General features: G+C 74.9%; 19 protein-coding genes. 8 read left to right on the top strand and 11 right to left on the bottom strand.

Translation table 11 applies throughout. The features are described 5' to 3' along the window. Positions 1-31: 31 nt before the first annotated feature. The 4 genes from ACERUJ_RS12345 to ACERUJ_RS12360 form a co-directional block, all read right to left on the bottom strand. A complete protein-coding gene (locus ACERUJ_RS12345) occupies positions 32-1,228 on the bottom strand; it encodes an SfnB family sulfur acquisition oxidoreductase (RefSeq protein ID WP_370248847.1) in 1,197 nt (398 codons plus the stop codon). After that, positions 1,225-2,355, bottom strand: a complete 1,131-nt coding sequence (sfnG, locus tag ACERUJ_RS12350) for a dimethylsulfone monooxygenase SfnG (protein ID WP_370248849.1) — start codon at positions 2,353-2,355, stop codon at positions 1,225-1,227. The genes ACERUJ_RS12345 and sfnG overlap by 4 nt, the downstream gene beginning before the upstream one ends. A 154-nt stretch (positions 2,356-2,509) precedes the next feature. Next, positions 2,510-3,841, bottom strand: a complete 1,332-nt coding sequence (locus ACERUJ_RS12355; RefSeq protein ID WP_370248850.1) for an acyl-CoA dehydrogenase family protein — start codon at positions 3,839-3,841, stop codon at positions 2,510-2,512. Between the two features lie 7 nt (positions 3,842-3,848). Then, positions 3,849-5,087 carry an acyl-CoA dehydrogenase family protein gene (locus ACERUJ_RS12360; protein ID WP_370248851.1) on the bottom strand — a complete coding sequence of 413 codons (1,239 nt, stop codon included), beginning with the start codon at positions 5,085-5,087 and terminating at the stop codon, positions 3,849-3,851. Between the two features lie 157 nt (positions 5,088-5,244). Between ACERUJ_RS12360 and ACERUJ_RS12365 the strand changes: the two genes are divergently transcribed. Beyond that, positions 5,245-6,156, top strand: a complete 912-nt coding sequence (locus ACERUJ_RS12365) for a LysR family transcriptional regulator (RefSeq protein WP_370248853.1) — start codon at positions 5,245-5,247, stop codon at positions 6,154-6,156. Between the two features lie 183 nt (positions 6,157-6,339). On the opposite strand, the gene ACERUJ_RS12370 is transcribed toward ACERUJ_RS12365, so the two are convergent. Further along, positions 6,340-7,101, bottom strand: a complete 762-nt coding sequence (locus tag ACERUJ_RS12370) for a sporulation protein (RefSeq protein ID WP_370248855.1) — start codon at positions 7,099-7,101, stop codon at positions 6,340-6,342. A gap of 197 nt (positions 7,102-7,298) precedes the next feature. Here ACERUJ_RS12370 and ACERUJ_RS12375 point away from each other — a divergent pair, with 197 nt between their 5' ends. Beyond that, positions 7,299-8,297, top strand: coding sequence for a DUF4349 domain-containing protein (locus ACERUJ_RS12375; RefSeq protein WP_370248856.1), 999 nt, complete (start codon positions 7,299-7,301; stop codon positions 8,295-8,297). Between the two features lie 24 nt (positions 8,298-8,321). Here the strand turns inward: ACERUJ_RS12375 and hemE are convergent, their stop codons facing one another. Further along, complete coding sequence (gene hemE, locus ACERUJ_RS12380; protein ID WP_370248857.1) at positions 8,322-9,371, bottom strand: uroporphyrinogen decarboxylase; 1,050 nt, start codon at positions 9,369-9,371, stop codon at positions 8,322-8,324. 69 nt (positions 9,372-9,440) lie between these two features. On the opposite strand from hemE, the gene ACERUJ_RS12385 reads away from it, so the two are divergent. Both ACERUJ_RS12385 and ACERUJ_RS12390 read left to right on the top strand, forming a co-directional pair. Further along, a complete protein-coding gene (locus ACERUJ_RS12385) occupies positions 9,441-10,052 on the top strand; it encodes a DUF3000 domain-containing protein (RefSeq protein ID WP_370248859.1) in 612 nt (203 codons plus the stop codon). After that, positions 10,052-11,401 carry a ribonuclease D gene (locus ACERUJ_RS12390; RefSeq protein ID WP_370248860.1) on the top strand — a complete coding sequence of 450 codons (1,350 nt, stop codon included), beginning with the start codon at positions 10,052-10,054 and terminating at the stop codon, positions 11,399-11,401. Before ACERUJ_RS12385 ends, ACERUJ_RS12390 begins: the two co-directional genes overlap by 1 nt. 28 nt (positions 11,402-11,429) lie before the next feature. Here the strand turns inward: ACERUJ_RS12390 and ACERUJ_RS12395 are convergent, their stop codons facing one another. Further along, entirely contained in the window at positions 11,430-12,764 is a 1,335-nt protein-coding gene (locus ACERUJ_RS12395; RefSeq protein WP_370248861.1) for an extracellular solute-binding protein, read from the bottom strand. Positions 12,765-13,038: 274 nt separating this feature from the next. Here ACERUJ_RS12395 and ACERUJ_RS12400 point away from each other — a divergent pair, with 274 nt between their 5' ends. Then, positions 13,039-15,702: a reprolysin-like metallopeptidase gene (locus ACERUJ_RS12400; RefSeq protein ID WP_370248862.1), complete on the top strand. Its 2,664-nt coding sequence runs from the start codon at positions 13,039-13,041 to the stop codon at positions 15,700-15,702. Positions 15,703-15,719: 17 nt separating this feature from the next. Here ACERUJ_RS12400 and ACERUJ_RS12405 read toward each other — a convergent pair whose 3' ends face one another. Further along, positions 15,720-16,337 carry a hypothetical protein gene (locus ACERUJ_RS12405; protein WP_370248863.1) on the bottom strand — a complete coding sequence of 206 codons (618 nt, stop codon included), beginning with the start codon at positions 16,335-16,337 and terminating at the stop codon, positions 15,720-15,722. Positions 16,338-16,360: 23 nt separating this feature from the next. After that, positions 16,361-20,281, bottom strand: coding sequence for an ATP-dependent RNA helicase HrpA (hrpA, locus tag ACERUJ_RS12410; RefSeq protein ID WP_370248865.1), 3,921 nt, complete (start codon positions 20,279-20,281; stop codon positions 16,361-16,363). 99 nt (positions 20,282-20,380) lie between these two features. Here hrpA and ACERUJ_RS12415 point away from each other — a divergent pair, with 99 nt between their 5' ends. Continuing rightward, positions 20,381-21,913: an FAD-dependent oxidoreductase gene (locus tag ACERUJ_RS12415; RefSeq protein ID WP_370248866.1), complete on the top strand. Its 1,533-nt coding sequence runs from the start codon at positions 20,381-20,383 to the stop codon at positions 21,911-21,913. Between the two features lie 27 nt (positions 21,914-21,940). Here the strand turns inward: ACERUJ_RS12415 and ACERUJ_RS12420 are convergent, their stop codons facing one another. After that, complete coding sequence (locus ACERUJ_RS12420) at positions 21,941-22,909, bottom strand: hypothetical protein (protein ID WP_370248867.1); 969 nt, start codon at positions 22,907-22,909, stop codon at positions 21,941-21,943. 96 nt (positions 22,910-23,005) lie between these two features. Continuing rightward, positions 23,006-23,542 carry a hypothetical protein gene (locus tag ACERUJ_RS12425; RefSeq protein ID WP_370248868.1) on the bottom strand — a complete coding sequence of 179 codons (537 nt, stop codon included), beginning with the start codon at positions 23,540-23,542 and terminating at the stop codon, positions 23,006-23,008. A gap of 159 nt (positions 23,543-23,701) precedes the next feature. Between ACERUJ_RS12425 and ACERUJ_RS12430 the strand changes: the two genes are divergently transcribed. Both ACERUJ_RS12430 and ACERUJ_RS12435 read left to right on the top strand, forming a co-directional pair. Then, on the top strand, positions 23,702-24,430 hold the full coding sequence (locus ACERUJ_RS12430) for a response regulator transcription factor (protein WP_370248869.1): 729 nt from the start codon (positions 23,702-23,704) through the stop codon (positions 24,428-24,430). 29 nt (positions 24,431-24,459) lie between these two features. Then, the gene (locus ACERUJ_RS12435; protein ID WP_370248871.1) at positions 24,460-25,890 is read left to right on the top strand and encodes a sensor histidine kinase; all 1,431 of its coding nucleotides are present in this window, start codon (positions 24,460-24,462) and stop codon (positions 25,888-25,890) included. Positions 25,891-25,935: the final 45 nt, after the last annotated feature.

The raw sequence follows: 25,935 nt of genomic DNA on the forward strand, positions 1-25,935 counted from the left end.
CCGCAGGGGCCGGAAGACCGGGAGACCGGCGTCAGAGCTGACCGTGGCGGGGCGGCCGGACGCCGTCGACCGCCCACCGGCCCAGGTGCTGGATCTTCCAGGCGGCGGGGTCGTGCAGGGAGTGGACCCGGGCGTTGCGCCAGTGCCGGTCCAGGGCCAGCGAGCGCAGCGCCGAGCGGGTGCCGGCCACCTCGAAGAGCCGGGAGGACACCTCCACGGCGGCGCGGGCGGTGGCGGCGCGGGCCGCGGCCGTGGCCAGGCTGGCCTGCGCGGCGGTCTCGTCGGTGAGGTCGGCGTCGGCCCGGTCGATGGCCCGGGCGGCCTCGGCGGTGAGAGCCTCGGCGGCGCGCGTCTGCAGCTCCATCTCACCGAAGGCCTGCACCACGAGCGGGTCCTCGGCGTGCCGCTCCACCCCGGCGTCGGGGTAGGGGCGCGACTTGGTGGTGACGAACCGCGCCGCCTCGGTGACCGCGGCCCGGGCGATGCCGGCGTCGATGGCGGCGTGCAGCACCTGGGCGAACGCGCCGTAGGTCTGCGGACCGGTGAAGGTGAGGTGCCAGGGCGTGATGAGCTCCTCGTCCACCGCGACGCCGTCGAGGGTGACGGTGCCGCTGGCGGTCGTGCGCTGCCCGAGCCCGTCCCAGTCGTCGCGCACGCTGACGCCGTCGGCGTGCCGCTCGACCCAGGCGACGTGCATCGGGCCGTCGTCGCCGAGGTGGGCCAGGACCGGGATCCAGTGCGCGAGCAGGGCCCCGGTGCAGTAGCCCTTCTCGCCGTCGAGCACCCAGCCGCCGCCCTGCGACGCCGGCCGCGGCCGCAGGGTGGTGCGGAAGTCGCGCACGTGCTTGGTGCCGAGCTCGGACTGGGCGTTGCCGAACCGCTTGCCGGCCAGCACCTCGCCGAAGAGTCGACGTCGCTGGGCCGGGGTGCCCTGCTGGCGCAGCGCGTTGACGTAGACGAAGTGGCTGTGCGGGATCTGGGCGATGTTCGGATCGCCGGTCGCGAGCAGCCGCACGACCTCGGTCAGCGTCTCGGTGGACAGGTCGGCGCCCCCGTGCTCGGCGGGCACGGTCACGGCGAGCAGCCCTGCGTCGGAGAGCTGGTCGAGCTCGGCTGCGGGCACGACGCGCTCGATGTCGCGCTCGGCCGCCTCCTTCTCGAACTGCTCGGCGAGGTCGGCGGCCACCGCCAGTGCGCGCGCCGCACCGAGCACGGGGACGGCGCTCACCCGACGCGCTCCAGCTCCGCGGCCTCGAGCTCGCGCACGATCGGCAGCACCTCGCGACCGAAGTACTGCACGTCCTCCTGGAAGTGCAGGAAGCCGAGCAGGAAGAGGTCCACCCCGACCTTCTTGTACTCGAGCATCCGGTGGGCGATCTGCTCGGGCGTGCCGATCAGGCCGGTCCGGAAGCCGTCGTTGTACTGCACGAGGTCGGCGAACTCGGAGTCCTGCCACATGCCGCGCTTGTCGCCGGTGGACTGGCCGGCCTGCTTGACCGCGGACCCGAAGCCCTCGACGGCCTCGCGGTCGGCCTTGTCGACGATCTCGCGCAGCACCTCGCGCGCCTCGGCCTCGGTGGAGCGGCCGATGAGGAAGCCGTTGACACCGAAGCGCACGTGCCCGGCACGACCGTGCACCGCGGCGACGTCGCTGACGTCGCGCACCTGCTCGGCGATCCCCTCCGGCGTGTTGCCGTTGGCGAAGTACCAGTCGGTCACGCGACCGCCCATGCCGCGGGCGTCGGTGGAGTTGCCGCCCATGAAGATCTCGGGGTGGGGCCGCCCGGGGACCTCGACGGGCTTGGGCTTGAGGTCGAAGTCGTGGAGTCGGTAGAAGTCGCCCTGCAGCTCGGCGTGGTCGGAGGTCCAGATCTCGCGCAGGTAGCGGATGAACTCCTCCGAGCGGCGGTATCGCTCACCGTGCTCGAGCCAGGGCTCGCCGAGCTTGGTGAACTCGTCCTTGAACCAGCCGCTGACGACGTTGACGCAGAACCGTCCGCCGGTGAACTGGTCGGCGCTCGCGACGAACTTGGCGAGCACGCCGGGCTGCCACAGACCGGGGTGCACCGCGGCGATCACCTTGAGGCGCTCGGTGGCCAGGGCGATCGCCAGGCTGATGCTGGTGGACTCGTGCTGGTACGCCGCGCCGTAGGAGGCGATGTAGCGCACCTGCGAGAGGGCGTAGTCGAAGCCGTTGTCCTCGGCCAGGCGCGCCAGCTCGATGTTGTAGTCGAGCTTCCAGTCGGTGCGCTGCTCGATGTTGCTGACCACGAGGCCGCCACTGACGTTCGGCACCCAGTAGGCGAACTTCAGCGGCGCCGCCGGAGACGGGGAGGGCTGCTGCGATGCGGACATGTCGGACTCCTCGGGGATTGGTGCTTATCTGTAGTGAGATTATCGAGTTATAGGGCGAGAGCAAGCCGGCGGGCCCCCTCGCGGCGTCGGAAGCGACGACGGGGTGACAGGCAGCACCTGTCACCCCGTCGCACCCGACCGGCCGCTCACGCGGTCAGCGACGCGGCCACTCCTGGTCCCGGCGGGTCGCGCCGATCGACCACGCGTACGGCGGCGGGGCGCCGTTGACGAGGTGGTCGCCCACCACCCGGGCCTTGAACAGCCGCGGGTTGTGGGAGGCGACCGTGCGGGCGTTGCGCCAGTGCCGGTCCAGGCCGGCACTGCGCGCGGTCGCCGAGGCGCCCAAGGTGTCGAACAGCTCCGTACAAGCGGTGAGCACCTGCGCGGTGACCGCCACCTGGGCGGTGCCGGCCTCGATCTCCGCCGCCTCCGCAGCCGCCCGCACCTCACGGTCGCCGGGGTCGCGCCCCGCGAGGTCGGCCACGCGCTGGAGCGACTCGGCCACGCGCGCCGTCGCGGCCTCGGCGACGAAAGCCGCGGCTGCGACCTGACCCACCTGCGCCAGGATCTGGGCGTCGTCGCGCACCCGCGGGGCGTTGCCGTGGGAGTAGGTGCGCTCGCGGCGCTGCACGTGCGCGACGGCGTCGCGGCGCGCGGCGCGCCCGATGCCGGCGAGGGTCGCCAGCAGGTTCAGCTGGTACAGCGCGGCCTGGTAGGGGAACCGGTCCGCGAAGGGCAGCACGTCGACCGCCGGCACGTGGGCGCCCTCGAACGTCGTGGTGCCGCTGCCGGTGCCGCGCTGACCGAAGCCGTCCCAGTCGTTGAGGACGTTCACCCCCGCCTGCCGGGTGTCCACCAGGGCGATCACGTCCTCCCCCGCACCCGAGGGCCCGTCGGACCCGCCCGCCTGGTCGAGCCGGGCGTGCACGTCGGCGTACTCGGCGTAGATCGTGCCGGTGGTGTAGGCCTTCCGGCCGTCGAGGCGGTAGTCGCCGTCGGCGCGTCGCGTGAGCAGGGTGTCGGAGGTCCCGAGCGTCGCTCCGGCCTCCGACCACGCGTTGCCGGCGATCTGGCCGGCCAGGAAGCGGGTGAACCAGACCTGCTGGTCCGCGCCCCGGGCGTGCTGCCAGAGCCGGTCCTCGACCAGGGCGAAGTGGCCACGGAAGACCTGGGTGAGGGTGGCGTCGGCCGCGGCGCCGTCGATCCAGAGCTGCGTGAGCTCGGGGATCGACGCGCCGCGACCGCCGTGGGCGACCGGCACGCGCAGGGCGCCGAAGCCGGCCTCCTTGAGCCGGCGCACCGGCTCGATCGGGAGCTCGTCGTCGAGCTCGCGCCGCAGTGCACCCTCGGCGAGCTCGGCGAGGAGCGGGGCGAACTGCGCGCCCAGGTCCCGCCCGGGGGCCGGCCGGTCGGGCCGGACCTCGGGCCGGGAGCCGGTCGCGGCCTCGGTGCGGGCGGCGGACCGGCGATGGGGGGTGAGGGTCATGTCGGGCTCACGTGTACCAGGTCGGCTCGGGCAGCTCGCCGAGCAGGAAGTAGCGGCCCACCTCGGCGCGCTTGTGGGCCACCGGGTCGTGCAGGGAGTGGGTGCGGATGTTGCGCCAGGCCTGGTCCAGGCCGACCGAGCTGTGCGTGGCGCGGGCACCGGTGACCTCGTAGACCTTGGTGCCGATGTCGAGCCCGACGTCGATCGCCACCTGCTTGGCGGCCGCGATCAGCACGGCGGCCTCGCCGCGCTCGGCCGCCGTCACGGTGTCGGGGTGGGTGTTGATCGACTCGATCGCCGCGGCCGCCCGCTCGGCCAGCGCCTCCGCGGCCCACAGCCGGCTGCGCAGGTCGCCGTAGATCTCCTGGACGTAGAACTCCTCGGTGGCCACCCGCTTGGGATCGGTGGCGTAGGGCCAGGCGCGCGTGCGGTCGCGGGTGTAGGTCGCAGCGGTGGTGAGCGCCCCCTCGGCGATCCCGAGGTAGAAGTTCGCGAACACGATCTGGATCAGCGGGACGTTGAGGGTGTTGTAGACCCGCGGCACGAACTCGCGGCGGCCGTCGGCGCGCTGCACCCAGCCCGCGGCGGCCTCCCACGGCACGCGGACGCCGTCGACGACCACCCCGCCGCTCTCGGTGAGCCGCTGCCCCAGGCTGTCCCAGTCGCCCTTGAAGCGCAGGGCCGGCTGGTCGGTCGGCACGATCGCGAAGATGTGCTGGTCGGTGCCCTCGAGCACACCCTCGAGCACGGTGACGTCCGAGATCCGGCCCCCGGTCGAGAACGACTTCTCACCGCGGAACACCAGCTCCCCGCCCTCCTCGGTGATCACGAGGTCGGCGTCGCGCGGGTTCACCGCACCGCCGTAGAACCACTGCTGCTCGGTGGCCTGCTGCTCCACGGCGGCGATCTGCTCCGGGGTGGCGACCAGTCGGGCCGCCCACGCCCACACGTAGTGGTAGCCGAGCAGCTGCCCGATCGAGCCGTCGCCCGCGGCCACGGCCCGCACGACCCGCAGCGCGGTGGTCCAGTCCTGGCCGGCGCCGCCGTGCTCGCGCGGGCCGAGCAGGGTCACCAGGCCGGCGTCCTTGAGCAGCTGTACCTCGCGGTGCGGCGGCTGGTTGGCGCGGTCGCGCTCGAGGACGTCGACGGCGAGCTGGGTGGCCACCTGGCGGGCGCGCTCCACCCACTCCTCGCTCGTGCGCGGCACCGCGCCGGCGAAGGGGTGGGCGTGGGACTGCACGGTCATGGGATCTCCTTGTCGTAGACTACGTCTGACCTTTCTCGATCAAGTTAATAGACTTTAAGACGCCGGGGACAAGCCCGGCGTGCGCGGAATCCCCGGCCACCCCCGGACGGCCCCGCCTCTCACCCCCACCCGCACAGCAGCGAGCACAGGAGCTCCCATGCGCATCGAACAGTTGGAGTACCTCAACGCCGTCACGCAGCACGGCTCGCTACGGCGCGCGAGCGAGCACCTGCACCTGTCCCAGCCCGCCCTCAGCGAGGCGATCGGCAAGCTCGAGCGCGAGCTCGGCGTCACCCTGCTCGACCGTCGGCGCTCGGGCGCCCGGATCTCGCGGGAGGGCCAGGAGCTGCTGGCCCACATGACGGCCGTGCTCGACGCCGTCGACCGGCTGCGGTCCGCCGCGGGCGACCGGGGAGCGGAGACCCGGCAGGTGCGGGTGGGCACGGTGCATGCGGCCACCACCACCCTGCTGGCCCCCGCGATCGAGCACCTGCAAGCCCGTCACCCCGGCACCGGGGTGGAGCTGCTCACCCTCACCCAGACCGCGATCGACCAGGGGCTCACCGAGGGCTCCCTCGACCTCGGCCTGGTCAACGTCCTGGGCGGCGACGACCCGCCGGTGGGACTGGTCTCCACCGACCTCGTGCACGGGCGCCCCGTGGCGGTGCTGCCCGCGGGGCACCCGCTCACGGCCCAGCGCAGCGTCAGCGCCGACGACCTGCGCGCCCACCGTTTCGTGGGGATGCGTCCGGGCTACCTCATGCACCGCTTCGCCCACCGCCTCTTCAGCGACCAGCCGCCCCGGGTGTGCCACCTCAGCGACGGCGCCGAGATGGGCAAGACGCTGGTGGCCGAGGGGCTGGGCGTCACGATCCTGCCCGACTACAGCGTGCACGGCGATCCGCTCGAACGCGCCGGACTCGTGACGACGCGGCCGCTCACCGGCGACCAGACGATCGTCACCCTCGTCCTGCGCCACCGGCGCGCGGTGAGCGCCCCCGCCCAGGTACGCACCCTGCACCGGGCGCTGATGAGCGGCGCCCGCGACTACACCGCCCGCGCCGGCTGAGGCGGCGCACCAGCACGGACCGCCCGGGAGCGCACGTCCCGCGACGCTCCGTGACGGTCGTCGAGGAGGCGCCCCAGCGCCGTCACGAGACGCGGCGAGACGAGGGGCAAGCACCGCTCCGGACGGCCACCGCCCGCGACCGGTGCGGTCGCGGGCGGTGGTGGTGGAACGGCGGGGCTCAGCTCACCAGCCGCGACCCTCGAGTCGGCTGATCTGCTCCTGGAGGGCGTTGCCGATCATGTGGGCGTCGATGGCGTGGTGCGGCACGCCGAAGCGGGCGAGGGCGTCGCCGCCGGCGGAGAGGAAGCCGCCGCGCCGGTCGGCCTCGAGCACGACCTGCACCTGCTGGGGGTCGGCGAGGAAGGTGACCTCGAGCTCGCGGATCCGGCCGCCGTAGCCGCTCGGCACGAACTCCAGCTCCTGGTAGAAGGGCAGCGTCGACCCGGGCAGCCGGCCCTTCTCGAGGTCGGCGCCCTTGAACCGCCAGCCGCGCGAGGCCAGGCCGTCGAGGATGGCCTGCTGCACGGGCAGCGGCGTGATCTGCACGGGGTCGCGGTCCTTGGGGTCGACCGCGCCCTTGATGTCCACCTGGGTGCGGACCGAGACCTGCATGCCCTTGAGCTGCCAGCCACCCACCGTGGTGATCGGCGCCTCCCACGGCACCTGCAGCGAGACCCGGGCCTGGAAGGGCTGGTTGGCCTGCAGCGTCATCGGGCCCGAGACCGGCTGGGTGGCGAAGGTGACGGTCTCACGCCACTCCTCGTCGCCCCGCTCCACCTCCACGACCGACTCGAGCATGACCTTGACCTGCTCGATCTCGGCGGCGTCCTTGCCCCCGGTCATGTTCAGGGTGCCGGTCAGCAGGGCGCCGGGCGTGGTCTGCGGGGTGTCGAGCACGAGGTCGACGGTCGGACCGCCGACGCCGAAGCGCGAGAGGAATCCCATGGGGTCTGCTCCTTGGATCTCAGGGGTGGTGGGCGGGTGGGGCCCCGCCGCGGCCGCGGCCGCGCGTGCGGACCGTACCGCGGACCCTCACCCTGACAAACCGAACCAAACCCGCCACCCCGGTGGAACCGCCGCGGGGGACCGGCCGTCGCACCCCCATGGAACCCGCAGCCCTCCGCTCCCCGTCCCCCGTCGCCGTGCCGCCGACGTCGCCGACCGGCGAGCACGCCCGCTCCGCCCGAGCACGACTCCTGCTGCCGCTGGCGGCCGCCGCCCTGCTGCTGCCGCTCGCCGCCTGCGGCTCCGCCGACGACGCGACGTCCGCCGACGCCGCGAGCGCCGTGCAGGTCGGCGCGGAGCCCGCCGCGCCCGCGCCGGCGGGCAGCGACCTCGCACGGTCCGGAGAGGACGCGATGGCCTACGACGCCACCCTCGCCTCCGGCGGCTCGGTCGCGGCTCCCGCCGACTCCGTGGGCCAGGAGACGACGGTCCCGCGGGAGCCGGCGATCATCCGCACCGGCACGGTGTCGCTGCGCGCCGACGACGTCGACCGGGCGCGCTTCGACGTGCAGAAGATCGTCGACGGTGCCGGCGGGGAGGTGGCCGACGACCGCACGAAGGCCGACGACGACGGCGGCGCCCGGTTCTCCCGCTCGGTCGTGCGCGTGCCGGTGGCCGTGTTCGACGAGACGATGCAGGCCCTCGAGACGCTGGAGAGCGCGACCCGCCTCGGCGCCACGACCGCCGCGGAGGACGTCACGACCGAGGTCATCGACACCGGGGTGCGGGTGGCGCTCCAGCGGCGCTCGATCGCCCGCATCAGCGCGCTGCTCGACCGGGCCGCGAGCATCCGCGACATCGTGAACCTGGAGAACGAGCTCGCGCGGCGCGAGGCCGACCTGGGGTCGCTGGAGCAGCAGCAGGACTACCTCGCCGACCGGACGTCGATGGCCACGATCACGATCGCCATCGAGCGCACCGACCCCGACGCCCCGGCCCCCGAGGAGGAGCGCGACGGGTTCGTGGGCGGTCTCGAGCGCGGCTGGGACGCCTTCTCCGACGCCGCCGGAGCCGGCCTCACCGCCCTGGGCGTGGCCGTGCCGTTCCTCGGGCTGGGTGCGGTCGTGGTGGGCGGTGTCGCGGTGGCGCGGCGGCGTTCCCGCCCGGCCGCCGGCCCGGCGTCCGGCCCGGCCTGAGCGGGCCGCGGCCCGGGCCGCGCGTCAGACGGGGTAGGCGTGCACGAAGTCGACCAGCCGTGCGAGCTGGTCGGGATCGGTGCTCGGCAGCACGCCATGCCCGAGGTTGAACACGTGGCCGTGGGCCGCGCGGCCGGCCTCGATGATCGCGGCGGCGCGGTCGGTCATCACCTCGGTGGGCGCGAACACGAGGGTGGGGTCGAGGTTGCCCTGCACCGCCCGGGCGCCGACGACGTCGATGGCCGAGCGCAGCGGAGTGCGCCAGTCGACGCCCACGGCGTCGGCGCCGGCCTCGCCCATCGCCCCGAGGAGGCTGCCGGTGCCGACGCCGAAGTGGATGCGCGGCACGCCCAGCGCCCCGGCGCGCTCCAGCACCCGCGCGGAGTGCGGCATCACGTGGGTGCGGTAGTCCTCGGGGGTCAGGGCCCCCGCCCAGGAGTCGAAGAGCTGCACGGCCGAGGCGCCGGCGGCGACCTGCACCTCGAGGAACGCCGCGGCGATGCCTCCGATCTTGCGCATCAGGGCGTCCCAGACCTCGGGCGCGCCGAACATCATCGCCTTGGTGCGGGCGTGCTCCTTCGACGGACCGCCCTCCACCAGGTAGGAGGCCACGGTGAACGGGGCGCCGGCGAACCCGATGAGCGGGGTCGCGCCGAGCTCGCCGACCAGGCCGCGCACGGCCTCGGTGATGAAGGGGACGTGCTCGGGGGTCAGGTCGGGGATGGCGGCGACGTCGTCCAGGGTGCGCACCGGCTCCGCCACCACCGGACCGACACCCGCCTTGATGTCGAGGTCGACCCCGACGGCCTTGAGCGGCAGCACGATGTCGGAGAAGAAGATCGCGGCGTCGACGCCGTAGCGGCGCACGGGCTGGAGGGTGATCTCCACGATCAGCTCGGGGGTCATGCAGGACTCCAGCATGCCGACGCCCTCGCGCAGCGCCCGGTACTCGGGCAGCGACCGGCCCGCCTGGCGCATGAACCAGACCGGGGTGTGGCTCACCGGCGCCCCGCGCAGGGCGGCGAGGAACGGGCTGTCGGCGGTCGGGGCGGGAGCGGGAGTGGTGGCGGACACGCCCCTAGGGTCCCACTGCGACCGGCGTGTTCGCATATCGCTGCCGCCCCGGCCGCCTACGCTGGGGGCATGGTCGTCCGTCGTGAGAGCACCTCCGGGGCGCCGGTCGTCCCGGCGCTCTTCCACGACGTCGTCGACGCCCTGGCCCTGGCGCGGCTGCGCCCGGAGGTGCTGTGCGAGGCGATGCCCGCCCCGCAGCGCATCGCCCCCCACGCCACCGCGCTCTCGGCCGACGTCACCCTCGCCGACGTCGACGTCGCCACCGGGCGGCTGATCGTGCTGCACGACCCCGCGGGCAACGACGCCTGGAACGGCACCTTCCGCTGCGTGTCCTACGTGCGCGCGGAGATCGAGCTCGACATGGCCGCCGACCCGATGCTCGGCCAGGTCGCCTGGAGCTGGCTGCTCGACGCCCTGGAGGGCGACGCCGACGCCACCGCGCTCTCGGGCACGGTCACCCGGGTCGCGACGGAGAGCTTCGGCTCGATGGCCGAGGACGAGGGCACGGCCCAGATCGAGATCCGGGCCTCCTGGACCCCCACGGTCGCGGCGGGCGCCGACATCGTCCCCCACGTCGAGGCGTGGGGCGAGCTGCTCTGCACGGCCGCGGGCCTGGAGCCCGTGCCCGAGGGCGTGGCGGTCATGCCCAGCAGACGCGGCCAGCGAGGCGCCACCCGCTGATGACCTCCGCCCCTGCGTCCCCGTCCGAGCCGGCACCCGATCTCCCCGACGACGTCGAGACCCCCCGCGAGCTGCTGGTCCTGCGCGACGGCCTGCCCGAGCTCACCGACACCCCCGAGGCCCTGGCCCGGGTGTGCGAGCTGCTGGCGGCCGGCACCGGCCCGGTGGCCATCGACGCCGAGCGCGCCTCGGGCTACCGCTACTCCAACCGTGCCTACCTGGTGCAGCTGCGGCGCACCGGCAGCGGCACGGCGCTGGTGGACCCGATCGCCTTCGACTCCCTCGCGCCGCTGCAGGAGGTGCTGGCCGGCACCGAGTGGATCCTGCACGCCGCCACCCAGGACCTGCCGTGCCTGGCCGAGGTCGGGCTGCGTCCCACGGCCCTGTTCGACACCGAGCTCGCCGGCCGCCTGCTCGGCTACCCCCGCGTGGGACTGGCGACGCTGGTGGAGGAGAAGCTCGGCTTCCGGCTCCGCAAGGAGCACTCCGCCGCCGACTGGTCCACCCGCCCGCTGCCGGCCTCCTGGCTGGAGTACGCCGCCCTCGACGTCGAGGTGCTGGTGGAGCTGCGCGAGGTGCTGGCCGCCGAGCTGGTCGCCGCAGGCAAGGACGGGTGGGCCGCAGAGGAGTTCGCCGCGCTGTGCGACTTCGCCCCCGCGCCGCGTGCGGAGGCCTGGCGCCGGGTCTCGGGCATGCACCGGATCCGCGGACGACGCTCGCTCGGCGCGGTGAAGGCGCTGTGGGAGGCCCGCGACGAGATCGCCGCCACCCGCGACGTCTCCCCCAGCCGGATCGTGCCCGACAGCGCCCTGGTGGCCGCCGCCACCGCCCTGCCGGAGGATCGCGCCGCGCTGATGGAGACCAAGGGGTTCCACGGCCGCGGTGCCTCGCGGTACGCGTCGCGCTTCGTGGCCGCGATCACCGAGGTGCTCGCCCTGCCCGAGGACGACCTGCCCGCCCGCGCCCCGCGCGGCGACGGCCCCCCGGCCCCCCGGGCCTGGGCCGAGAAGGACCCGGTCGCCGCCGAGCGGCTGCGTCTGGCCCGCGAGGCGATGACCGCGCTGAGCGAGGAGCACGGCATGCCGGTCGAGAACCTCCTCACCCCCGACACCCTGCGCCGGGCGCTGTGGAACCCGCCGCGCACCCGCGAACCGGCCGCGCTGCACGATGCCGTGGTCACCCAGCTCACGACCCAGGGCGCGCGCGCCTGGCAGGCCGCCCTCACCGCCCCGCTCGTGGTCGAGGCGGTGCTGGCCGCCGACGCCGCCGCCGCTGCGGCGGCGGCCGAGCGCGCAGCCGCGACCGCGGAGGGCGGGGATCCCGAGGCGACCGAGGCCACCGAGGCCTGACGTCCGCCGTCCGCCGGTGAGCGGACACTCAGGGTGTCGGGCCGGACGACGGCTCGGGCTCGAGGACCCGTCGCGAGGCCTCGTCGATCGCCTCGAGGTCGGTCGCGAGGTCGCTGAGCAGCGGGGCGGTGATGAGGTCGGCCAGCATCGGGTCGACGACGTCCTCCAGCGCCTGCTGGTCGGGGAAGCTGGGGAAGACCACGAGGTCCTCGCTGCTGCGGTTGAACGCGCCGGCGTTGGCGGGCTGACGGCGCGGCTGCAGGAACGCGGGCGACCGGGCGACGGTGACCTTGGCGGGCACGACGAACCCGGCGCGGGCGACCTGCTCGACGTGGGCGTCGTCGAGCATGGCGACCAGGAGGTCGGCCGCGCGCTGCTCCTGCGGCCCGGCCGCGACGCACAGGCCCGTGAGACGGCCCACGGTGGACTCGGTGTCCAGCCGCGGGATCGGCATGACGTCGAAGGAGAGTCCCGGCACCGCCCGCAGCCGCGGCACGAGGGTGCGGTCGCCGACGATCATGCCGAGGTCGCCGCGCTCGAACCAGGTGACCGGGTCGGCCTCGTCGAGCTGGGCGGTGGTGAGGGTGACCTCCTCGTCGCGCAGCAGCTCCAGCAGCGGGGTGAGCGTGTCGAGGTTGGCCCCGCCGGCCAGGGTGAGGGTGGTGGGCGCGCGGTCGTCGTCGGTGAGGCGCCCGCCCCCGGCGTAGAGGAACGGGGCGATGCTGGCGAGGTCGGGATCCAGCGCCACGCCCTTCGCGCCCGTGCCGGGACGGGAGGCGTACCGGGCGGCCGCGCGGAAGGAGTCGAAGTCCCAGCCCTGCGCGACGTCGTCGGGCGCGGGCAGGCCGCGGCGGGCCATCGCGCGGAAGTCGACGAGGTCGGTGTTGTAGTACACGACCGACGGCGAGAGGTCCCAGGGCAGGCACTGGAGGTCGTCGTCGGAGGAGAACGCGAGCATGGCCTCATGGCTGAAGAGATCGCCGAGGTTGACGTTGCGATCCTCGACGAGGTCGAACAGCGGCGTGTTCCAGCCCTGCTCCACGACGTGGCCCAGGTCCTGCGCCGGCACGAGGAACAGGTCGGGCACGGGCGCGCCGGCGTCGAGCGAGGCGCGCATGGCGGCGGCGTCGTCCCAGGTGGTCAGGCTCACGCGGGCGGCCGAGGCGCCGGCGTTGTAGTCGGCGACGACGGCGCGGTAGGGCGCCACCTCGGCGGCGCTGCCGAACACACCGAGGGTCAGCTCCACCGGCGGTACCGGCCCGGGCCGGTCACCCTCGGCGTCGCTGCACGCCGCGAGCGGGAGCAGCGCCAGCACCAGACCGCACCCCGCGAGGAGGGTGGAGCGGGTGGTCGCGGCGCGCACTCGGGGCCTTCCGGAGAGGGATGTGGTCGAGTGCGCCGGACCGGGAGCGCCTCACGGCGCGTGGCCGCTCGTAGCGGCTGATGTTGGGACCCGGGGCTGCCGCAGCCCGACGCACTCGAATCTCCAGACTAACCCACCGGTGGCAGGGCACGCTGTACCCGAGCACCGACACCGGGCAGGATGCCCCTACCGGCATCGGCGGTCGGGCGGCGTTCCCGGCCAGGGCCACGTGGCCCGCCCCGTCCCACCCCACGCCCAGGAGCCCAGCAGCGTCGTGACCCGCCTCCCCCGCCTGCCCGCCCGACCGACCCGAGCCGCGCGCGGCACCCGACCCGACCGCACGACGCGGGCGGTCGCCACCCTGGTGCTCCTGGCGGCCGGCGTCCTGGCGGTGCCGCTCGCCACCGCCCAGGCGGGCCCCGGCGCCGGCCCTGCTCTCACCGCCGCCCCGACCACGACGGGCTGGGAGGGCAGCGCGTTCGCCCCGGCCGGCGACGTGGCCCTGCGCCGCGCCGACGCGCGGGTGCGGCCCGCGGCCTACACCGCCAGCCGCGTCGACACCGACGCCCTGCGCGCGCAGCTGCCCGCGCCCGGCACCACCGCCGTCGTCGCGATCCCCGACCCGCAGGGGCGGCTGCGGCGCTACCGGCTCACGCCGACGGTCACCATGGAGCCCGGCCTGGCCGCGGCCCACCCGAACATCCGCACCTTCAGCGGCACCGGCCTGGACGACGACACCCGGCTGGCGCTCGACGTCGCCCCGACGGGGGTGCACGCCTACGTGCGCGGCAGCGTCGGGGGCGGCTGGTTCCTGGACCCCGCCTACAACGCCCGCGGCACCGACCTGCACCTCAGCTACGTCGCGGCCGCGCTGCCACGACCCCAGGCGCGTCGCGCCGAGGGGGCCGTGCGCGCCCTGCGCGAGCTCGCGGAGTCGCGGGCCGACTCCCGCGCGGCCCGGGGCCCGGACCGCACCGCCGGTCGGCGCGTGGTCGCGCGCACCTACCGGCTGGCCCTGCTCAACGACCCCACCTACGCCGCCTACTTCGGCAGCGCCAACGTGCTGGCCGAGAAGGTCACGCTGATCAACCGCGTCAACGCGATCTACGGCGACGACCTCGCGGTACGACTGGTGCTCATCGACGGCACCGACCGGCTCAACCTCGACACCCAGGCCGCCGCCACCGGTCCCGACGGCCCGTGCGGCGCCCACCCCTGCTTCGACCCGGCCGACGACAACGGCACCGCCACCACCACCGACGACGTGCCCGGGCAGCTGGACTTCTGCGACGACCCCGCGCTCGGGCGCACCCGCACCGTGCTCGGCCAGCTGGTGGGCGCCTCCGCCTACGACATCGGCCACCTCGTGCTCGGCGTGAACGGCGGCGGCATCGCGAACGTCGGCGTCGTCGGCGGCGACTACAAGGCGGGGGGCTGCACCGGCCTGCCGCGTCCGCAGGGCGACTTCTTCGCCATCGACTACGTGGCCCACGAGATGGGCCACCAGTTCGGGGCGAACCACACCTTCGCCGGCGCGCTGGGGCCGTGCGGCGGCAACATCGCGCGCAGCTCGGTCGAGCCGGGCTCGGGGGCCACCGTCATGGCCTACGCCGGCATCTGCGGCCGCGACAACCTGCAGGACCACACCGACCCGGTGTTCTCCTTCAACTCCCTGCGCGAGATGCGCAAGGTCACCACCGGCACGCCGTACGACAACGTCGAGGTGCAGACGGTCTCGCTGCGCGGCTTCGACACCGACGGCGAGCAGATCGTGCTCGGCTTCCCCGGGACGGCGCAGACCCGCACGCTCACCCGCGGCTCGACCTACACCCGCGCCGGGGTGGCGACGGCGATCGAGGAGCTCACCGGCGTCGACAACGTCACCGTGGTGGAGTGGGGGTTCGACGAGTTCCTGCGGGTCCCGCCGCGCTCCCTGCTCGACGACACCGGCTTCCAGGTGATCTTCAGCGCCGAGCCGTCGGTGCTCCTCGCCGGACCGGCCGACACCGACCTGGCGTCGCTGACGGTCTCCAGCCCCAGCCCCGGCGTCTCGGGGTTCGTCGGCGAGACCGCGCGCGGCGGGCCGTCGCAGAACCGCGGCGTCGCCCGCACCGTGGCCAACCGCAACCCGGTGGTGACGGCCCCCGCCGACCGCACGATCCCGATCCGCACGCCGTTCCGCCTCACCGGGTCGGGTCGTGACGCCGACGGCGACCGGCTGGTCTACCTCTGGGAGCAGACCGACACCTCCGCCGCGAGCCGCCAGCTCGCCACCAGCGACCGCCCGAACGGTCCCCTGTTCCGCGTCTTCGGACAGGCCGCGCAGGTGAGCCCGGCCGACGCGCTGCGCAGCCCCTCCCCGGGGCAGAACCTGCCCGGCCGCACCCCCACCCGGTGGTTCCCCGACCTCGCCCAGGTGCTGGACGGCAACACCAACGCCCGCACCGGCCGCTGCCCCGCCCCGCGCGGCCCGCTGTCGCAGACCCTCCCGGCCCGCCAGCTGGAGTGCTACTCCGAGGTCCTGCCCACCGCGCGGTACCGCGGCACCGACCGGCGCTACGCCCTGCACTTCCGGCTCACCGCGCGCGACCGCGCCGATGCCGGCGGACAGGGCTACGCCGACGTCACCCTGCGCCTGGACCGCGACGCCGGTCCGTTCCTGGTGACCTCGCAGGCGCGGGCGGTCACCTACCGGCGCGGGGAGCGGATCACCGTCCGGTGGGCCGTCAACGGCACCCGCCCCCTGGCCCGGCAGGTGCGCATCCGGCTCTCCACCGACGGCGGCCGCACCTTCCGCACCACCCTGGCCCGCACCGCCAACGACGGCCGCCAGGAGGTCCGCCTCCCCCGCCGCACCACCGGTCGCGCCCGGATCATGATCGAGGCGGTCGACAACTACTTCTACGCCGTCAACCGCACCGGGTTCCGCATCCGCTGAGGCCGCACGGGCGCCCGTCAGAGGCGACCGGCGAGCTCGAGGTGGCCGGCGGCCTCGAGCTGCTCGGACACCAGGAGCATCCGCCGCACGCCCGGGTCGGGGTCGGCGGGGTGGGGGGCGAGGGTGGCGCGGCCACCGGCGACGACGCGGGCGAAGGCCGCGGCCCGGAACAGCACGTCGGCGAAGTCGGAGGTCGCGATGCCGCGCAGCACCTGGTCGATCATCGTGCGCAGCTGGTCGGGGCCGGGCGGGTCGGCGACGCCGGCGAGCAGTTCGGCCACGGGCACGCGCCGGCGGCCGGCGTCGAACTCCGTCGCGGCGCGCGCGGGCTCGGCGTGCACCCAGGCCCGCAGCAGGTAGAGCCGCCACAGGCAGCCGGCGAGGGTGTCGGGGGCGCCTTCGGCCCACACCTCGGCGATCGCCTCGATGCCCTCGGTCTCGGCCAGATGCAGGAGCCGGTCGGCGACGGCGTCGTCGGCGCTGGCCCGCGCACCGCGCACCAGCAGGGTGGCGGCGCGGTCGGCGGCCTCGCTGACCAGGGCGGGGTCGACGCCGCCCTCGATCTCGTCGAAGAAGGCCTCGCGCTTGGGCACCGGGCGGTGGTGCGCACGGGGGCCGTGGGGCTGCTGACTCACCCGTCCACCCTAGGACGCGGGTCTCACCCCAGGGCGCGGCGGATGCGCTGGTCGCTCACCGGGCCGTCGGTGCCCAGCTGCTGGGCCCACAGCGAGACCCGCCACTCCTCGAGCATCCAGCGCACGCTGCGCAGCCGCTCGTCGGGCACCCTCCCGGGCGGGAGCGCGGCCAGCCGGTGGAGGTAGGCGTCCTCCAGGGTCGCGACCTGGTCCTGCAGCTGGCGGTCGCGGCCGATCGCGGGGCCGCCGTCGTCGAGCCGGGCCCGGCGCTGCTCCAGGGCGCGCAGGTACACCGGGAGGCGCCGCAGCCGCCGCGCCCCCGCCTCGCCGACGACGCCGCGGTGCACCAGGCGGCCCAGCTGGGCGCGCATGTCGGTCATGGCCGGCAGCAGCGGGAGGTCGACGCGTCCGGCCAGCAGCCGGTCGACGGTGCGCCACCGCTCCAGCACCTCCACGACGTCGCGCAGCACGGCCGCCACCGCCTCGCGGTGGTCGCGGGCCGCGACGGCGACCAGGGCACCGAACGCCTCGGCGTCGCGCACCGCCGGGTGGTGGTCCACGACGTCGCCGAGCACCGCCAGTCGGCAGTCGGCGAGCAGGTCGGCCACCGAGGGGTAGGGCGAGCCGGCGAGCCCGAGCTTCGTGCGGTTGTCGAGCGACGCGACGAGGTCGGCCGTCGGGTCGGGCACCGCCAGCGCGAGCAACCGGCGCACCCCGAGGCGGTGGGCGGCCGCGGCCTCCTCCTCGGCTCCGAAGACCGCGAGCCCGACGGTGGCGCCCTCGTCGGTGAGCGCGGGGTGGGCAGTGACCTCGTGGCCGGCCCGGCGCTGGGTGAGCGTGGGGGCGACCGCACCGAAGGTCCAGCCCGTCTCGCCGGTGCGCGTGAGCCCGGTGTCGTCGGCGACCTCCGCGAGCGCCTGCTCGAACTGCCCGCGCAGCGGCGCCTTGAGCGCGTCGAGGTCCTTGCCGCGGGCCTGCTCCCGCCCCTCGTCGTCGACGACCCGGAACGTCGGGCGCAGGTGTGCCGGCACCTTGCTCCAGTCCCACGCCTCGCGCGGGATCACGACGCCGGCCGTGGCCCGCCCCCAGCGCTCCAGCGCGTCCAGCAGCGGCTCCTCGCCTGCGGGCACGGTGCGCAGGAACTCCCGGGCGCGGTCGGGGGCCGGCACGAAGCTCACCCGCAGCGGCTTGGGCAGGCTGCGGATCAGGGAGGTCACGAGCTCCTCGCGCACCCCGGGCACCAGCCACGAGAAGTCGTCGTCCTCCACCTGGTTCAAGGTGGCGACGGGCACGTCGAAGGTGAGGCCGTCGTCGGTGGCGCCGGGCTCGAAGTGGTAGCTGATCGGGAACGTGAGGCCCTCGCGCGAGCCCTGGTAGAGGTCGGGGTAGTCGGCCTCGCGGACGTCCTCGGCGGTGTCGCGGGTGAGCATGTCGGGGTCGAAGGTGAGCAGCTCGGGGTCGCGTTGCCGCGCCCGCTTCCACCAGGAGTCGAAGTGCGCACCGCTCACGACGTCGGCCCCCACGCGGGCGTCGTAGAAGTCGAACAGGGTGTGCTCGTCGACCACGATGTCGCGGCGCCGCGCCCGGTGCTCGAGCTCGGCGGCCTCCTCCAACAGCTCGCGGTTGCGGTGGAAGAAGCGGTGCCGGGTGTGCCACTCCCCCTGCACCAGCGCGTGGCGGATGAACAGCTCACGCGCCACCTCGACGTCGATGCGCCCGTAGTTCACGAGCCGGTCGGCCACCAGCGGCACGCCGTAGAGCGTGACCCGCTCATGGGCGAGCACGGCAGCCTGCTTGCGCGACCAGTGCGGCTCGGAGTAGGTGCGCTTGACCAGGTGGGCGCCCAGCCGCTCGGCCCACTCGGGCTGCACCGCGGCGTTCTGCCGCGCCCAGAGCCGACTGGTCTCGACCAGCTCCCCGGCCATCACGAACGTCGGGTTCTTGCGGTGCAGCACGCTGCCGGGGAAGACGGCGAAGCGCGCCCCGCGCGCGCCGAGGTACTCCCGCGGGCCCCGGGGCCGCTCCCGGCCGGCGCCCTTCGCGGGTTCGCGCTCCTCCAGCAGGCCGATGTGGGACAGCAGCCCGGACAGCAGCGCCTGGTGGATGCCGTCGGCGTCGGGGGTGTCGGCGGGGTGACCGACGTCGATCTTCATCTCCTTGCACACCTGGCGCAGCTGGGACTCGAAGTCCTGCCACTCCCGCACGCGCACGTAGTTGAGGAACTCGCGCCGACACATCCGGCGGAACGCGCTGGAGCTGAGCTCCTTCTGCTGCTGCTTGAGGTAGCGCCACAGGGTGAGCCAGGTGAGGAAGTCCGAGCCCTCGGTGGTGAAGCGGGCGTGCTGCTGGTCGGCCTGCGGCCGCTGCTCGACCGGGCGTTCGCGCGGGTCCTGCAGGCTCAGCGCCGCCGCGATGACGAGCACCTCCCGCACGCAGCCCAGCCGCTCGGCCTCCAGGATCATCCGGCCCAGCCGCGGGTCGATCGGCAGCCGCGCCAGCCGACGACCGATCTCGGTGAGCTGCGGGCCGTCCGGCGCCGCGCCGCGACGACGTCGTCCGCCGCGCTCGGGCGGAGCCGGTGCCGGAGTCGGCGCCGGGCGGGCGGCACCGGCGGGCCGCCCGGGCCGGATCGCGTTGAGCTCCTCCAGCAGCTGCTGGCCGGCCTGGATGTTGCGCTTGTCCGGCGGCTCGACGAACGGGAACCGGCCCAGGTCGCCCAGCCCGAGGGAGATCATCTGCAGGATCACCGAGGCCAGGTTGGTGCGCAGGATCTCGGGGTCGGTGAACTCCGGACGGGCCTCGAAGTCCTCCTCGCTGTAGAGCCGGATGGCGACGCCCGGTGCCACGCGGCCGCAGCGGCCCGAGCGCTGGTTGGCGCTGGCCTGGCTGATCGGCTCGATCGGCAGGCGCTGCACCTTGGTGCGCACCGAGTAGCGGGAGATGCGGGCCACGCCGGTGTCGACGACGTAGCGGATCCCGGGCACGGTCAGCGACGTCTCGGCCACGTTGGTGGCCAGCACGACACGCCGCCGCGATCCGCTCGGCGCGAACACGCGGTGCTGCTCGGCGGCCGAGAGCCGGGAGTACAGCGGCACGATCTCGATCGCGCGCAGGCCCCGCCGGTCCTCGGCCAGCGGGGCGAGGGCGTCGGCGGTGTCGCGGATCTCGCGCTCGCCGGGCAGGAACACCAGGATGTCGCCGGGTCCCTCGGCGGACAGCTCACCGACGGCCTCGACGACGGCCTCGGTCTGGTCGCGCACGATCGCCTCGCCGTCCTCGTCGTCCTCGGCGAGGTCCATCAGCGGCCGGTAGCGCACCTCCACGGGGTAGGTGCGCCCCGACACCTCGACCACCGGCGCCGGGGTGCCGTCGGCGGCGGCGAAGTGCCGGGCGAAGCGGTCCACGTCGATGGTGGCGGAGGTGATGACCAGCTTCAGGTCGGGGCGGCGGGGCAGCAGCCGCTTGAGGTAGCCGAGCAGGAAGTCGATGTTGAGGCTGCGTTCGTGGGCCTCGTCGATGATGATCGTGTCGTAGCGGCGCAGCTGGCGGTCGCGCTGCAGCTCGGCGAGCAGGATGCCGTCGGTCATCACCTTGACCCGGCTGCGGCGGGAGGTGCGGTCGGTGAAGCGCACCTGGTAGCCGACCAGGTCGCCGAGCTCGGTGCCCAGCTCGGAGGCGATCCGCTCGGCCACGGAGCGGGCGGCGATCCGCCGGGGCTGGGTGTGGCCGATGAGCCCGCTGCTCCCCCGGCCCAGCTCGAGGCAGATCTTGGGCAGCTGGGTGGTCTTGCCCGACCCGGTCTCGCCCGCCACGACGACGACCTGGTGGTCGCGGATCGCGGCGGCGATGTCGTCGCGGCGCTGGGTGACCGGCAGGTCCGGCGGGTAGGTGATCGCGAGGGGGGGCGGGGTGCCGGCCGGCTCGCTCGCGGGTGCGCTGGACATGACCGGACCATCATCGCGCATCCGCGCGGCGGGGTCGTCCTCGCGGGGCCCCCGCGACAGGCCTTGCCTAGAACACGTTCTACTTGGCAGGCTCCGCCCATGAACAGCGAGCACGACGTCGACGTCATCGTGGTGGGCTCCGGGGGCGGCGCCCTGACCGGTGCGGCCGTGGCCGCCCGCGCCGGTCTACGCGTGGCGGTGCTCGAGCGCACCCCGCTGCTGGGCGGCACCTCCGCCTACTCCGGCGGCGCGTGCTGGCTGCCCGGCACCGCGGTGCAGCAGCGCGCCGGGCTGCCGGACTCCACCGAGGGTGCCCGCACCTACCTCGACGCCGTGCTCGGCGAGGTCGAGCCCGACCGCCGCGCCCGGCTGGAGGCCTTCCTCGCCCACGCCCCCGACCTCGTGGCCGAGCTCGAGACCGACCCCGACCTCGACTTCGAGTGGCTGCCCTTCCCCGAGTACTACGACGCCCCCGGCCGCGTGCCCGCCGGCCGCTCGATCCAGCCGACCGCGATCACCCGCGAGGACCTGCGCCCCGAGATCGCCGCGCTCGTGCGCCCCCCGGTGGAGCGCGACCGCGCCGGCCAGCCCGGCCGCCGCACCCTGTCCGGCGGCCAGGCGCTGATCGCCCGGCTCGCCATGATCGTGGCCCGCGAGGGCGGCGACCTGCGGGTGGGCCACCGGGTCACCGGGCTGGTCACGCAGGCCGACCGTGTCGTGGGCGTGCGCTTCGACGGGCCCGACGGGCCCGGGGAGCTGCGCGCCCGCCGGGGCGTCCTGCTCGCCGCCGGCGGGTTCGAGGGGGACGCCGCCGCCCGGACCGCCCGCGGCGTGCCCGGCGACGTCGCCTGGAGCATGGCGCCGGCCGCCGCCAACACCGGCGACGCCATCACCGCCGCCGCCGCGCTCGCCGCCGCCACCGACTACACCGGTCAGGGCTGGTTCTGCCCCGGCCTGGCCCAGCCCGACGGCGGCGGCTCGTTCACCCTGGGCTTCCGCAGCGGGATCATGGTGGACCAGCACGGCCGTCGCTACGGCAACGAGTCGCTGCCCTACGACCGGTTCGGCCGACTCATGGCGGCCGCACCCGAGCGGGTGCCGTCGTGGTTCGTCTTCGACGCCGCCGAGGGCGGCCGGCTGCCCGGGATCGCGATGCCCGAGGGCGACCCCGAGGCCCACCTGGCGGCCGGCACGTGGGTGCGCGCCGACACGATCGCCGGGCTCGCCGCCGCCACCGGGCTCCCCGCCGCCGAGCTGGAGGAGCAGGTCGCGCGCTACAACGGGTTCTGCGAGACCGGCGTGGACGCCGACTTCGGCCGCGGCAGCGACGAGTACGACACCTTCTTCACCGGCGGCACCGGCCCCAACCGAGCGCTCAGCCCCGTGCTCACCCCGCCGTTCACCGCCGCGCGGTTCGTGCTCTCCGACCTCGGCACCAAGGGCGGACTGGTGACCGACCCCGAGGGCCGGGTGCTGCGCGAGGACGGCACGCCGATCGCGGGCCTGTACGCCTCCAGCAACACCACCGCCTCGATGTTCGGCGCCCACTACCCCGGCCCGGGCGCCCCGCTCGGCTCGGCGATGGTGGTGGCCTCGCTCGCGGTGCGTGCGATGGCGGTCAGCGCCCCCTGACCCTCGCCGGGAGGGCGCCGACCGTGCTCACCGGGCGCTCAGCCCGCGGAAGGTCACCTCGACCTGGAACCGGTCGACCCGCCACCGGCTGCCGTCGGTCAGCCCGAGCTGCCAGTAGACCGCCCGCTCCTCCCCGTCGCGCCAGATCAGCGGATCGGCGTCGTCCACGGTCCTCAGCTCCAGCCGGGACGTGCGCTGCCAGGGGTAGGACAGGACGAACCGCCCGCGCGGCGGCTGGAGGTAGCCCATGATGATGTACGGCGTCCGGCGCCCGGGCAGGCCGCGACCCTGCGCCGAGAGGCGCAGCCGCGCGTACCCCGGCCGGAGGTCGTAGGGCACCTCCGGCAGCCGCAGGCCGAACACCGCGGCGACGACGCTCCGGCGCGGGTCGGTGCAGCCCACCTGCGACTCGAACGCGAGCGCGCCACCACCCAGACCGCGCAACCGGGAGCATCCGCCCACGGACCGGTCGACCAGCGCACGCTGCGCCGCGAGGGTCACCTTCACGGTGCGCCGCACCACGCGCTGGGCGCTCACCGCGACCGGGAAGCGCAACGTGCGCACGTTGCCCGGCACGTCGGTGAGGTCGACGAGCAGGGTGTAGCGCCCCGGCGGCACGGTGTCGCCGTCCTCGTCCTGGCCCCGCCACCCGACCCGGTAGCCGCGATCGTCGCCGCGGACCGGCAGACCCGACCGGACCACCCGACCGGCCCGGTCCAGCACCCGGCCTCCGATCACGGCGTCCTCCTCCAGGTCGAAGCCCAGCAGGACCGCCACCTCGTCACGGAAGTCGTCGGGATGGGGGTAGAGCGTCGTCCCGGCCGCGAGCACCGAGACGCCGTCCACCCGCAGGTCGGCGCGCAGGCCGACCCGGTCGGTGACGGCGAGTCGGCCGTGGTCGACACCGTGAGATCCACCATCGTCGACGAGGGGAGCCTGCAGACCCCCGGCTCGTTCCCCGTCCTGACGGTGGTGGTCCCCGAGGGTGTCCGGCACGTTCGGGGCTACGAGCTCGAGGTCGACGCCGGCGCCCGGATTTCGGAGGTGGGAGTCAGGAACCGGGGGTCCGCGACGGGGTCCCGGTCCTGCGGCTCAGCTGCGCTGGAGGGAGGGCGCCGGGGTGGTCGAACCCTCAGGCGGCGCGGCGGGGGCGTCGTCGGTCCCGGGCGGTACCTGGCCGTCCATGCCCGGCGGCAGCTGGCCGTCCATACCGGGCGGCATCATCCGCCCGTCCCCGTCACCGTCCCGATCGAGGGAGTGGTCGCCGTCGAAGTCGCGGGACCCACCCGGCACCCCACCCGGCATCCCACCCGGGCCGCCGCCCATCATCCCGGGCCCGCGCCCGCGGTCGCCGTCGGCGCCGTCGCCGGCGTGGCCGAGTGCGAAGCCGGCGCCGCCACCGAGCAGCAGCGCCGCCGCGGCGACGCCGCCCACGACCGGCAGGCCCCAGCGGCGCCCCGAGGTGGCGCGCAGGCGCGCGCGCCATCCGGAGGCGGCCGGTGCGGCGGGCTCCGGGCTGGGGGGCAGGTAGGCGGGCGCGGCACCCGGTGCCGCGGCGTCGAGGGGCCGCGTGGGATCAGGCTGGCCGGGCTGAGCGGGCTGGTCGGGCTGGCGGGGCAGATCGGTCATGGCCCCGAGCGTGCGGACCGATCCTGTGCCCGGGCTGTGCGCAGACTCGGAACCGGATACGCGATCACGGGCCCCGGACCTCGACCCGCAGCCCCCACCCGCAGCCCCCACCCAGCAGCTTCACAGCACGCACACAGCCGCATCCGGCAGGCTGGGCGCGTGCCCGAGCCCTCCCTCACCCGTCCCGACGGCAGTCCGCTGCGCGTCCTCGTCGTCGACGACGAGGTCAACATCGCCGAACTCCTCGCCATGGCGCTGCGCTACGAGGGGTGGGCGGTCGAACAGGCCCACAGCGGATCGGCCGCGGTCACGATCGGGCAGCGGCAGCAGCCCGACGTCGTCGTGCTCGACTGGATGCTGCCGGACTTCGACGGCCTGGAGGTGATGCGCCGGCTGCGTGCCACCGACCCCCACGTGCCGGTGCTGTTCCTCACCGCGCGCGACGCGGTCGAGGACCGGATCGCGGGCCTCACCGCCGGCGGCGACGACTACGTGACCAAGCCGTTCTCGCTGGAGGAGGTCGTGGCGCGGCTGCGCGGACTCGTGCGGCGTGCGGGCGCGCAGCGCGCTGCGGAGAGCAGCCTGCTGGTGGTCGGCGACCTGACCCTCGACGAGGACAGCCGCGAGGTCGTGCGCGGCGGGGCGGAGATCTCGCTGACCGCCACCGAGTTCGAGCTGCTGCGGTTCCTGATGCGCAACCCCAAGCGGGTGCTCAGCAAGGCCCAGATCCTCGACCGCGTCTGGAACTACGACTTCGGCGGCCAGGCGAACGTCGTGGAGCTCTACATCTCTTACCTGCGCAAGAAGGTCGACGCCGGACGTGCGCCGATGATCCACACCATGCGCGGCGCCGGCTACGTGCTCAAGCCTGCCGCCGAGGACGGCTGACCCCGGTGTCGCGCCCACGACGGGCTCCCGTGCTGCGCTCGCTGTCCTCGCGGCTGATCGCGACGGCGGTGCTGCTGGTCGTCGTCGTGACCGTGCTGATCGGTGCGGCCACCACGATCGCGATGCGCAGCTACCTCACCGACCAGCTCGACGAGAAGGTGCTGTCCTCGGTGACGCGCATCGGACGCCCACCGCCCGACGGCGACGATCCGCGGGTGCCGGACGGTCCGGGGGCGGCGGAGTACCCCGCCGCCGACCCGACCCGGCTGGAGGGTCCGGTGAACCTCGGCGCCGGGACGCTGGTGGCCCTCCCCGAGCTCGGTGACGGCCGGATCCTCAGCGAACGCCGCTTCGAGGGCGAGCAGCTGTCCGCGGCCGCCCTGGCGACCCTGGCCCGGGTGCCCGCCGACGGTCGCGTGCACGAGGTCGGGCTCGACGGACTGCCCGACTACCGCGTGGCCGCCACCCGCACCGACACCGGCCAGCTGCTCGTCAGCGGACTGCCCACCGACGACGTCGACGACGCCGTCACCTCACTCATCGCCGTGGAGGCGGTGCTGGCACTGCTGGCCCTCGCGGTGGCCGGGGTCGCGGGGCGCTGGGTCGTGCGGCGCCAGCTGCGCCCGCTCACCGAGGTGGCGCACACCGCGCACACGGTGGCGACCCTGCCCCTGGACTCCGGGGAGATCGGGGTGACCGACCGGGTGCCGGCGTCCCTCACCGACGAGCGCACCGAGGTGGGGCAGGTCGGCGCGGCGCTGAACCGGCTGCTGGCCCACGTGGAGTCCTCCCTCGCCGCGCGTCACGCGAGCGAGCAGCGCGTGCGCCAGTTCGTGGCCGACGCCTCCCACGAGCTGCGCACCCCGCTCACGACGATCGCCGGCTACGCCGAGCTCGCGCGCCGCCGCCCCGACGACAGCGGCGCGGCGGCCCTGGCGCTGAGCAAGGTCGAGGAGGAGTCGGCCCGGATGACGGCCCTGGTGGAGGACCTGCTGCTGCTGGCGCGGCTCGACTCCGGCCGTCCGCTGGAGCAGGCGCCGGTCGACCTGTCGCTGCTGCTCATCGAGACCGTCTCCGACGCGCGCGTGCTGGCCCCCGACCACCGGTGGCGCCTGGACCTGCCCGAGGACGCGGTGGAGGTGACCGGCGACGCCGACCGGTTGCGCCAGGTGGTCACGAACCTGCTCACGAACGCCCGGAAGTACACCCCGGCCGGCACCACCGTGACGGTCACGGCCGACGCCGGCGGCTTCAGCGTGCACGACGACGGCCCGGGGTTCCCCTCCGACCTCGTGCCGGTGGCCTTCGAACGCTTCGCCCGCGGCGACGCGGCGCGGCACCGCGAGGGCGGGGTGGGACTGGGGCTCTCGCTGGTGGCGGCCATCGTGGCGGCCCACGGCGGCCGGGTGACGCTGAGCAGTGTGCCCGGCGACACCCGGATCCGGGTCGATCTGGGTTAGAGTGGGTCGTCGATTGTCAGACAATCTGACATTCTGTGATCCGCC

It is taken from the genome of Nocardioides sp. (assembly GCF_964228225.1).
In the GTDB taxonomy this organism is placed as follows: Bacteria; Actinomycetota; Actinomycetes; order Propionibacteriales; family Nocardioidaceae; genus Nocardioides.